A 10938-nucleotide genomic window follows, 5' to 3' on the forward strand; every position below is an offset into this window, starting at 1 on the left:
CGGTCAGGGCCGCGCCGAGCCGAGCGCGACGTCCGTGTCCCGTCCGCCCCACCCTTCGGGGCTCCACCAGATGACGTGGACGTCGAAGACGTCGCGGACGGTGTCCGCCGACCACTCCTCGGCGGGCGGCTCGGACAGCACCAGGTAGAGGGCGTCGGCCCGGGTGGGCAGGGTGTGGTTGATCTCCAGCAGGCGGGTCGCTCCCGAGCGGAGGTCCGCGTAGGTCGACAGGCCCGAGCCCAGCGCCTCGTAGAGGAACAGGCCGCGCGCGGTGACACAACTGACGTCGACGACGGGCGAGTCGGCGGGCTGGAGGTCGGCCCAGAACAGGGACGACTTCAGCGCGTGGCGGACCGACTCGTGCTTCCTGCACGTCCGGTCGGCGGCGGCCGATGCCTCCAGCGCGCGCAGGAAGCCTTCCTTCGTGGCCGGAGCCGGCGCGGTGCTGCTCTCCGCGAGGGTCATCTGCTCTTCGTCCTTCTGCTCGGGCTGCTGGTGTGCCGACCGCTCGGGCTGCTGGTGCGGGGCGGCGTCGGGGAGTGCGTCGTCGGGGTCCGTCGCCGTGACGGCCGGGGCTGCGTCGTCGGGGTCCGTCGCCGTCCCGGCCGGGCCGAAGCGGCCCTGGAGCACCCGTCGCGCTTCGGTCAGGGTCTCCGTCCAGCCCGAGGCCGTCAGGGCCTCCCCGAGGCGGTCCGCGTCCAGGGTGCCCTCCTTGAGGGCACGGTTCGCCGTCGCGGCGAGGTCCCGCAGGACGCCCAGCCGCTCCCTGTCCGGAGCGCCGAACAGGTCGAGCACGTCGACCCAGTCGGCCTGGTCCCTGCGCAGGACGCGATTGGCCATGCCCTGCAGTTCGGAGAGCCTGGCGCGGGCGTCGGGCACGTCCCCGGCGCCGCCGGCCAGCTCGCCGAGCACGTCCAATGCCGCGATGTAGCGTCCCGCCATCCGGGCCGAGACGGGCGAACGGCCCCGCTGGTCGGAGGTGAGGACGGTCTGGTTGGACTCGTTCGCGAACACCCAGCAGTCCAGCTTCTCGCCCCGGCGCGGAGGCACCGATCCGTGGCGGACGGCGAGGACGAGGGGACGGCCGATCCCCGCGGAGACGGGTTTGACCTTGAACCGACCGCCGGGGGCCTGGTCCACGACCTCGACCCTCAGATCGGTCCCGATCCGGGGAAGCCGTTCCACGGCTGCCGCGGCGGGCAGCGGCGCGGACGCGTGCGCTCCCGGGTCCGCCCCGGAGCCCGCGAGCACGGCCGGCAGCGGAGCGGTGTGCAGGATGGTCAGGCTCTGGGTGCTGCGGGTCAGGGCCACGTACAGCTGCCGCAGGCCCGCGGGACCGCGGTCGGCGATGGTGGCGGGCTCGACGACCAGGACGTGGTCGTACTCCATGCCCTTCGCCTGGGTGGCGGCCAGGACGGAGACGGCGCCCCGGTGTTGCGGGCCGATGTCCTCGTGCCGGTCGATCCTGCGACTGATCGCGTCGAGCCAGTCGGAGTCGTCGGGGACGATGACCGCCACGGAACGAAGGGTGTTCCCGTCGCTGCTCCCCACCAGGCGGGTCACCTGGGTGACGGTGTCGTCGAGGAGCTTCCACGGCTCCGTCGCCACCGCGCGCACGGCGTCCTCACCGGCCTCGCGGACGGCCCGCGGGTAGGGCAGGGTCGGTGCGATCGTCCGGGCGAGGGGCGCGACGAAGTCCATGATCTCGGCGGGCACGCGATAGCTGGTGTTGAGCTCGGCCACGCGCCAGTCGCCGTCGTCGGACAGGAGCGTGCCGAGGCTGTCCCAGGCCTGCGGAATGTGCGGCCCCGTCGCCTGCGCGAGGTCGCCGAGCACGGTCATGGAACCGTTGACGGCGCAGCGTCGCCGCAGGGCACGGGTCTGCATGGGCGTCAGGTCCTGCGCCTCGTCGGCGACGATGTGCCCGTAACGCCTCGGGACCTCCCCGCTGATGAGGACCCTGAGCTCCTCCAGGCAGACGTGGTCGTCGAGGGTCCACGGATCGGCGTCGGCGCTGGCGGCACGGGCACGCAGCAGGACCGCCTGTTCGCCCTCGTCGAGGATGCCGTCGGCGCACAGGTGCAGGAGGTCGGGCGAATCGTAGAGGCCGCGCAGGGCCTCCCTGGCACCCGGGGAGGGCCAGACCCGCTCGATGAGGCGCTCGACCCTGCGGTTGCGCTCCAGGTCGCGGCGGATCGTCCCGGCCTGCCCGCGCCGTGGCGCTATTCCGGCGAGCTCCTGCAGGAGACGGTCGACGAGCAGGCCGCGGAAGCGGTCGCGGCGCTCCCGGTAGGGGCCCTCGCCCTGGTGCGCCCGGTCCAGGAGGGCGCGGACCTCGGAGCGCGGTACGCGCAGGGTCGTGCTGCCGGCGGTGACGACGATCGCGGGCTCGTCGCCCTCGAAGGAGGGCGCGACGACGAGGTCGTCGAGCACTTCGGGCCGGTAGTCGCTCTCGACGCGGCGCCGCAGGACGGCCGCCATGCGCCCGTCGGACTTGACGACCCTGGCCTGCGGGGTGTCGGTGCCGAGGATCTCGCCGTCCCACAGGCGGTTCAGCTGGACGGCGTTGACGTCCCGGGTGCCGAGCGTGGGGAGGACCTGACCGACGTAGTCGAGGAACCGTTGGTGCGGGCCGATCACCAGGATGTCCTGCGCCTTGAAGTGATCGTTGTTGACGAGCCAGGTCACGCGGTGGAGCCCGACCGCGGACTTGCCCGTGCCCGGGCCGCCCTGCACGACGAGGATGTCCGAGGGCGCGCCGGTGACCAGGTCCATCTGGTCGCGGCGGATGGTCTCGACGATGTCCCGCATGCGGCCGCTGCGCGACCGCTGGAGCTCGCGCAGCAGGAAGTCGTCCGGCTGGAGGGTCCTCCGCCGCTGCCGGGCGGCGACGTCACCCGGGCTCGGGGCGGGCGCGCGCGGGCCCGGCGTCACCGGGTCGACGTTCATGTCCGGGGCCGGCGCGACGCCGCCGTCGGGGCTGGTCCGGGGTTCGGGGACGGGAAGGGGCGTGGGCGTGGGCGAGGTCGCGGTCGGGGGTGCGGGGGTCGGGGCGGCGGCCGGCAGGGCGGCGATGTCGTCGAAGTAGCCCTCGACGACACGCTGAACACAGCGGAGTTGGCGCCGCAGCGTCACCTCTCCGGGTTCCTCGGCGCGCAGCTCCGACCATTTCTTCGCCAAGGGGCTCGTCCACGGAAGGACCACCGGTTCGTGCGAGGCGTCCCACACCGCTCGACGTCCGATGTACCAGGGGCGGGGCTCCGTACCGGGTTCGTCGGGTGCGTCGACACGGGCGAAGACCAGAGCCTCGTCGCCGAGGCCGCCGTACGCGGCGGCGCGCGCCTCCGCCTCGATCCGGTTGGCGATCCCGTCCTTGCCGCTGGCCGAGGCGGTGGCCGCCGACGTGCCGCTCATCTCGGCCAGTCGCGCCGTGTAGCAGTCGTACGCGTGGTCCACGGCATGCTGCTCGACCGCGAGGACTTCGTCCCGAGTGGTGGTGCTGCTCATGTGCGTCCTCCCTGCGGCGTCGACGAAACACCGCCACGGGCTTGCCCCCGTACCCCGCTGAAACAACTATCAGAAACCGGATCTTGACGCACAGTCAGCGCGTGGATTCGCGTACGGACCACCGGGCACGAACGGCGCCGCCGGGCCGGGCCGCAGGCGGGGCAAGATCACGTCCTTCGAATCGAAGAGCACCCAGCGCCCCCCACCCGCTACACTGGCGCCGGTGCGCAGCCCTGGCCGCGCATCACGCAAGATGCCTTCGTAGCTCAGGGGATAGAGCACCGCTCTCCTAAAGCGGGTGTCGCAGGTTCGAATCCTGCCGGGGGCACCAGGCGAAAGGGCACCTACCGATTTCGGTAGGTGCCCTTTGACGTTCACGGCCGACGGTGGCCACGGCCGACGGCCACGCACCTCGCCCTCGCGGGGGCGGGGGGGCTTCGGGTACGGGGAAGGCCCTCCCCGTGGGGGGAGGGCCCTGCGTGAGGGTGGGTCGGGGGGGGTGCCGCGTCAGCTGAGGCCTCTGCTGCGTTCGCCGATCCTGTCGCCCTGGGGAGTGCCGGCGCGCTTGAGGGCAGCCTTGGTGTGTGCCCCGCCCTTCACCTTGCTCCGGATCGGACCGTCGAAGCCGTGACCGGCCGTGCGGGGCAGCTGGAGCTGTTCCGTCACCTTCGCCAGTGCGGCCTGGGCGTCCTGCTTCTGCTCTTTGCTCATCCCGTCGTCAACTCCCTCGGGAAGCACCCAATCGGACTACTCGGATCGTATGCAGATATGCGTACCAATGCACCCGGAACAGCACGTAAAGAAATCGCTTGCAGCAAGAATGACGACTCAGGGCTGCGCCGACGGCCGCGGCGGTGCCGCCGGGCGTTCCGGGGCGCCCGCGCCGGCCTCGATCAGCGACTCGGGGCAGGGCGTGCCCCGGGGGATCTGGTACTTCGCCGAAATCCGGTACTGGCCGGGGGCCGGGACCAGTAGTTCCGTCCACACGTCGCCGAGGGCGTCCGGGGCCGCCTTGAAGAGGCAGCCGGCGGTGTTCGCGTACTCCTTCGGGACGGCGGACGCGCCGCGGGCCCGGGAGGCGAACGTCTCCTGCGGGGCCAGGACCGGCTTGCCCGCGGCGTCCACCAGGCCCAGCCACGGCGAGTGGGGGATGCGGACCAGGACCCGTCCGGGCTCGTCGACGTCGATGACCATCTGGTCCGCGCCGGCCCGTACGACCTTCGCGGGGCCCGCCACCAGGCTGCCCGGGTCCTGGACCTCGAAGAGCTTCCAGTTCGCATCGCCCCAGACCTCACGGAGGTACGGGAGCCCCTCGCGCAGGAGCTCCGCCTCGTCCTTGCCGCCCGAGTCGGGTTTGTCGGCGGGCAGGACGACGTAGTGCACGGCCCAGCGCTCCAGCCAGGCCCGGTAGGTCTCGGCGGTGAGGGTGTCGTCGTAGAAGAGCGGGTTGCGTTCGAGGTCCGCCTGCCGGTTCCAGCCGCGCGCGAGGTTCACGTACGAGGGGAACGCCGAGGATTCGCGGTGGCTGCTGGCCGGGACCACCTCGACGCGGCCGCGGTCGGCGTGCGCCTTCTGCAGCTGGGAGATCAGCGGGGCCAGCTCGCGGTTCCAGGCGGCGACCGGTGTGGTGCGGACGATGTCGGTGACGCTGTTGGTGGTGATCCAGACGGTGAGCCCCGCGAAGGCGAGCAGCAGCGCGCGCCGGCGCCCGGAGCGCGGGACCGTGTACGGCAGGGCGGCGAGGAGGACCGCGCCGCCGAAGAGCATGACCAGGCGGGTGACGTTCGAACCGACCTGGGAGTCGATCGCCCAGGTCAGGAACACCCCGAGGGCGTAGACGGCCGCGGCGATCCGGACCGTTTTCCAGCGCTTGGGTACGAGGAGGACGATGGCCAGGCCGAACATGAAGGGCAGCCAGGCCGAGCCGATCTTCATGGGCTGCGTCCCCGAGAAGGGGAACAGCCACGCGGACAGCCCGACGACGGCCACCGGGGCCAGTCCGAGGGCGTACGCGCCCGGCCGTCGGCCGCTCAGGAACAGCGCGGCGGCGATCACCCCGAGGAACAGGCCGGCGACCGGGCTGGCCGCGGTGGCCAGTGCGGCCAGCGGGGCGGCGACGGCGGCCTTGGCCCAGCGCCGCCGGGCCCACTTGCGGGGCCAGCAGAAGACGGCGGCGACGGCCCCCAGCGCGAACAGCACGCCGAGACCGAAGGTGACCCGGCCGGAGAGCGCGTTGCACAGCAGCCCGTAGACCCCGGCCAGGGCCGGCCACAGCGGACGCCGGACGGTGCCGCGACAGCGGGTGAGGATCAGCGCGAGGAGTCCTGCCGAGCAGGTCCCGGCGATCATCATCGTCGTCCGGACGCCAATCATGTGCATGACGTACGGGGACACCACGCTGTACGAGACCGGGTGCATGCCGCCGTACCAGGCGAGGTTGTACGCGGTGTCGGGATGGCGGCCGACGAACTCGGCCCACGCGTCCTGCGCGGCCAGGTCGCCGCCGCTGTTGGCGAAGGTGAAGAACCAGACGACGTGCAGCACGGCGGCGAGCGCGGTGGCGACGGCCACCGGGTGCCGGTGCGCACCGGCGAGCGCCCGGGCCGCTATGCCGTCGGGCCCGGCCGGGGCCGACGGTTGGTCCCCGGGACCGGAGGGCGCCGACCCCGCGGGCACCTCGACCGCACCGGACGTTCCCGCCGCATCCGCGGCACCGGGCAGCCCCGCCGCGCCCGCGGGCTCGGCGGGGCTGCCCGACGGCCCGGAGGGCCGGGGCCGCCCGGACTTCTGGTGCTGCTCAGCGGTGGTCACCGATGACACTCTCTCCCCGGCACGCGCACGTGGGTGCCGTCCCGGTTACCTGGACGCGCCGCGGCGCCCCGGGGTTGCCCGGGGCGCCGGTCCGGCGCCGCTGCGGTCGGCCGACGCGGCCGGCCGATGCGCTCAGCCGATGCGGACGAGCTTGCTGCCGATGCCCGGGGTGGCGAGCTCGGTCTTGAGCGCCACCGGCACCTTCACCTGGCTGGCTCCCTCGCCCACCGTCAGCACGCCGACCTCCGTTCCGGCCTTCGCCGTCGCGGGGATCTTCGTACCTCCGTCACCCAGCTTGATGTCCACCGTCAGCGAGGACCAGCCGACCGCCTGGACGTCGGCCGTCGCCACGACCGGGGTCCGACCGCCGAGGCCGTCGTCCACGTACCCGACGACATCGCCCTTCTTGACGACGGGCGCGCCCTCCAGGGACTTCTGGGTGGCGATGAGCAGCGTCCGGCTCGCCGCGATGACGCTGTCGATGATCGGCGGCTTGTGCTGTCCGAGGACCGCACCGACGATCAGCTGGTTGGTGCCGCCGACCTTCTTCTGCGCGGCGAAGAGGAGGTTTCCGCCGGCCTTGGTCGTCGTACCGGTCTTGATCCCGAGGGTCTCGTTGTACGGGACCAGACGGTTCCAGTTGGGCCAGGTCTTGCCGGACGGGTCCACCCAGCTGGGCTTGCTGGTGATGTCCACCAGGGCGGGGATCTCGACGATCTTCAGGCCCAGCTTGACCTGGTCCTCGGCGGTGCTGACCGTGGTCGCGTCCAGACCCGACGGGTCCGTGTACGTGGTGTTGGTCATGCCGAGTTCCTTGGCGGTGTCGTTCATCTTCTTGACGAACGCCTCCTGGGTCCCGGAGTCCCAGCGCGCGAGGAGCCGCGCGATGTTGTTGGCCGACGGGATCATGAGGGCGGCCACCGCGTCGTACTCCGAGATCTTGTCGCCCTCCTTGACCGTGTTGAGGGTCGACTCGTTGTCCGACTTGTCCTTCTGGCCCTCGGTCTCGGCGGTCTTGTCGACGTCGATCATCGCGCCCTTCTCACCCTTCTTGAAGGGGTGGTCGCGCAGGATGATGTACGCCGTCATCGACTTCGTGACGCTCGCGATCGGCACCGGCTTCTGCTCACCGGAGGAGCCGATCGTGCCCAGGCCGGCGGCGGCCATGGAGGCCTGCCCCTCGGTGGGCCAGGGCAGGTCGGGCTTCCCGCCGGGGAAGGTGTACGAGCTCTTCGCGGTCATCGCGAGCTTCGGCGCCGGCAGCGGGCGCACCAGCTGTACGACGGCGAGCACGACGGCCAGCAGCAGCACGATCGGGGCGTAGATCTTGAACCGCCGGACCGCGGTGCGCAGGGGGCTCGGCGGCGGGGGCGGGTTGTTCGTCAGGTCCGCCAGCATGTCGAGCGGCGGCCTGGGCGGCAGCGGCTGCTGCGTGGTGCGCTCGCTGGGGTCGAGCCGGTTCGCGGCCGGGGGCGCGGCGGCCGGACCCGCCGGGGCGGGCGGCTTGGGCGCGGCCGGGTACGCGGGTGCCGGCTTCGGCGGGGCCGGGGGTCCGGCCACCGGGGTCGGCTTCGGCGGGGCCGGGAGGTCGCCGCGCAGCGGGACGAAGGTGCTGGACGCACGCTCGGCCGCGGTCTTGGGCGCGTCTCCTGCCGGCGCGGGCCGGGCGTCGCCCGGCTTCACGGCGCGGAAGACGGCGGTGCGCTCGCTGTCGGAGCCCGCGCCGGCCCGGTCGCCCCTGGCTCGGTCGGCCCCGTCGGCCCCCTTGGGGTCCTTGGTGTCAGTGGGGGCCTTGTTGTCCGTGGGGTCCGTGGGGTCCGTGGGGGCCTTGGTGCCGCCCGTGCCGCCGGCGCCGGCCGTGGGGCCCTTGCCGGCCGTGGGACGCTCGTCGCCCTTGGCGTCCGCGGCTCCCCCGGTGACGGCGCCCTTCGGGTCCGTGGCCGGGGCCTCGCCCCCGGTCGGCTTCTTCGCCGCGTCGGTGGCCGGGGCGGGCTTGCCCGGGGCCGCGGGAGGCGCCGTGCCCGGCTTCACCGCGCGGAAGACCGCGGTGCGCTCGCTGTCGGGTGCGGCCGGCGGGGTCTTCCCGGGGGCGGGAGGCGCGGAGTCCGCCTTCACGGCACGGAAGACGGCGGTCCGCTCGCTGTCGGGGGCGCCGCCCCCGGAGTCCCGGGCGTCCTCGGCCGTCGCGGCGTCCTTCGCGTCCGTGGCCGGGGCCCCGCCCCCGGTCGGCTTCTTCGCCGCGTCGGCGGTCGGGGCGGGCTTGACGGGGACGGCAGGAGGCGCCGAGTCCGGCCTCACCGCACGGAAGACGGCGGTCCGCTCGCTGTCGGCCGCGGCCGACGCGGTGGACGGCGTGGCGTCCCTCCTGGCATCCGGCTTCGGGGCGTCCGCGGCCTCGGCGTCGGCCTTCGCCCCGCCATCCGACCCTGTGTCCGACTCCCCGCCCGACACCGCGTCCGGCTTCGCAGGGGGCCTGAGCACCCCGAACGCCGTGGTCCGGTCGTCCCGCGCCGGTCGCGCCGCGCCGTCCCGGTCGGCACCGGAAGCGGAACCAGAAGCGGAAGCAGCCGCGGCGCCGGATCCGGAAGTGGCTCCGGAAGCGGGCTTGACGACCCCGAACGCGGTCACCTCGGGCTTGTCCGCAGCGGCCGAACCGGCCCCGCCGCGGCCCGAAGCGGAATCCAGCTTCGGCGCCCGGAACACCGCCGTGCGCTCGCTCTCGTCGGCCCGCGCGTCATCCTTGGCGGGGCCGGACTTCACCACACCGAAGGCCGTGGTCTCGGGCTTCTCCGCGGATCGGGGGTCGCGCACCGGCTTGTCGGCGCCGTCCCGCGCAGCCCCGGAAGCAGCGCCCGAGGTGGCACCGGAAGCAGCACCGGCGCCCGAAGCGGAAGCAGTCTCGGGCCCCGAGGCGGAACCTGGCCCGCGCACGCCGAACGCCGTCACCCCGGGCTTGTCCCCACCGGCGGCCGCATCCGCGGGACCGGCGGCGCCCGCCGAAGCGGAGTCCGACTTCGACTCCGCGTCCGACTCCTGCTCCGGGTCCGACGGCGCGGACTGCCGTACGAGGCCCGCGAGCTTCGAGGGGCCCGCCGGGGGGTCCACCCGTCCGGGGGACGGCTTCGCGTCGGGAACGGCCTCGAACGCCTGGGTCTCGTCGGCACCCGAGCCGGCGTCCCCGCCGGAGCCCGCGCCCCGGCCCGCGGCGCCGCCGGAGCCCGCGCCGGTACCGGGGTCGGCACCCGCCTCGGCGTCCGCCTTCCCGGCGGAGGCGGCCGGCTCGGCCGACGCCACCCAGGCCGCGACGGCCTCCTTCAGGGGGTCGCGCGGCTGGAACACCGACATCCTCGGATCCCGCTCCGCGGACGAGGACTCCGCCGCCCCCGACGCTCCTTCATCTACCGACTTGTCGGGGGACTCGCCCGCCACCGTTCCTCCTCGATCGCCGTCCGGTCGCTGTCCGAACCGTCTAACAGTGTCCCGTCTAGGGGGCATCGCCCCCGTGCCAGACGAGAACGACATAGCTACGGGTTCCCACACAAAGCGGCCACGCGCTCTCGACAGATGAATGTGAGAGGCGTCACCCTGTCACTCATCCACGCGGGGAGGCATGGATGGGCAGGAGCCGCAGAACAATTCCGGAGGAGCTTCTGCTGCTCGCCTTGGACCCGACCACGGGAACCACGGCGCAGCCGCAGTCGCTCGACCTCGGCCTGGCCGGGGCACAGCTAGTGGAGCTGGCTCTGGCAGGACGGATAGCCCCTGACGGGGATCGTATCGCCGTGGTGATGCCACGGCCGACAGGAGATCCGACTCTGGACTCCGCACTGGAACTGCTGCGCAGGCGCGGCAGCCCGGTACGGGCGGTCCACTGGATAGGCGGACCCCGGCTGGGGCTCCGCCAGATTTACCTCGCTCACTTGGAGCGTTGCGGCATGGTCCATGCCGTCGCGGGCCAGATGTGCGGGGTGTTGCCGACGACTCGCTACCAGGCGACCGACACGACGATCAGCCGGGAGATCCGTGCCCGGCTGGACAGTGCGATCCGCACCGGGGTACCCCCGGACCCGCGGACCGCGGCGCTCGCCGCCCTGGCCCACGCGGTCGGACTCGGCAAGCACCTGTACCCCGGCAACGAGGGTCGGTCGTCCAGGTCCCGACTGCGGGACCTGATCAGGCACGACCCGATGGGCGGCCTCGTGGCGCACGCCGTGATGGACGTCCAGAACGGTGTGGCGGCCCAGCCGCGCCGTGACCGTGCTCCGGCTCCGCCGGCCGCCCGGCCCCCGGCGAGCGGCGGCGTGCCGCTGCAGCCGCGCCGGACGGGTGCGATGGCCCGCGTGGCCGCGCACTGACGGGTCGGCACCGACGGACCGCGCACCGGGAGGCCGCGCACCTGAGGACGGCGACAACCGGCACGGCAGGCACGACCCGTAGGACCCGCGACACCCCTGTGCACCGCCGCGGGCCCTACTGCACACCGCTCCACCGCTTTGTCAGCACCTCGGCCGGAAGTCCCCCAAAGACCCGGTCCGCAGGTCGCCGGCGCGGGGGGGGGGGGGGGGCGCCCCCCCCCCCCCCCCCCCCCCCCCCCCCCGCGGGAGCACGGGCGCCCGCCCC

Annotated in this window: 5 protein-coding genes and 1 tRNA gene; 2 read left to right on the forward strand and 4 right to left on the reverse strand. The window is 73.6% G+C overall.

The genetic code is table 11. From position 1 onward, the window contains the following. Window positions 1-3 precede the first annotated feature (3 nt). The gene (locus ACFVS6_RS39250; protein ID WP_389711321.1) at window positions 4-3507 is read right to left on the reverse strand and encodes a HelD family protein; all 3504 of its coding nucleotides are present in this window, start codon (window positions 3505-3507) and stop codon (window positions 4-6) included. 255 nt (window positions 3508-3762) lie between these two features. Here ACFVS6_RS39250 and ACFVS6_RS39255 point away from each other — a divergent pair. Continuing rightward, a tRNA-Arg gene (locus ACFVS6_RS39255) sits at window positions 3763-3838 on the forward strand. Window positions 3839-4014: 176 nt separating this feature from the next. Here the strand turns inward: ACFVS6_RS39255 and ACFVS6_RS39260 are convergent. From ACFVS6_RS39260 to ACFVS6_RS39270, 3 genes are all read right to left on the reverse strand, one after another. Next, window positions 4015-4218: a hypothetical protein gene (locus ACFVS6_RS39260; RefSeq protein ID WP_389711322.1), complete on the reverse strand. Its 204-nt coding sequence runs from the start codon at window positions 4216-4218 to the stop codon at window positions 4015-4017. Between the two features lie 117 nt (window positions 4219-4335). Continuing rightward, window positions 4336-6318, reverse strand: coding sequence for an MFS transporter (locus ACFVS6_RS39265; protein ID WP_389711323.1), 1983 nt, complete (start codon window positions 6316-6318; stop codon window positions 4336-4338). Between the two features lie 132 nt (window positions 6319-6450). Then, window positions 6451-9663, reverse strand: a complete 3213-nt coding sequence (locus ACFVS6_RS39270) for a hypothetical protein (RefSeq protein ID WP_389711324.1) — start codon at window positions 9661-9663, stop codon at window positions 6451-6453. Window positions 9664-9932: 269 nt separating this feature from the next. On the opposite strand from ACFVS6_RS39270, the gene ACFVS6_RS39275 reads away from it, so the two are divergent. Then, complete coding sequence (locus ACFVS6_RS39275; protein ID WP_385584227.1) at window positions 9933-10673, forward strand: GPP34 family phosphoprotein; 741 nt, start codon at window positions 9933-9935, stop codon at window positions 10671-10673. The last annotated feature ends 265 nt before the right edge of the window (window positions 10674-10938 follow it).

Source organism: Streptomyces sp. NPDC057939 (assembly GCF_042887545.1).
In the GTDB taxonomy this organism is placed as follows: Bacteria; Actinomycetota; Actinomycetes; order Streptomycetales; family Streptomycetaceae; genus Streptomyces.

What these genes read in the sequence shown, in the direction of transcription:
- ACFVS6_RS39260 (WP_389711322.1), bottom strand. Translation starts at nt 4,218, where the DNA reads ATGAGCAAAGAGCAGAAGCAGGACGCCCAGGCCGCACTGGCGAAGGTG.
- ACFVS6_RS39270 (WP_389711324.1), bottom strand. Translation starts at nt 9,663, where the DNA reads ATGTCGGTGTTCCAGCCGCGCGACCCCCTGAAGGAGGCCGTCGCGGCC.
- ACFVS6_RS39250 (WP_389711321.1), bottom strand. Translation starts at nt 3,507, where the DNA reads ATGAGCAGCACCACCACTCGGGACGAAGTCCTCGCGGTCGAGCAGCAT.
- ACFVS6_RS39275 (WP_385584227.1), top strand. Translation starts at nt 9,933, where the DNA reads ATGGGCAGGAGCCGCAGAACAATTCCGGAGGAGCTTCTGCTGCTCGCC.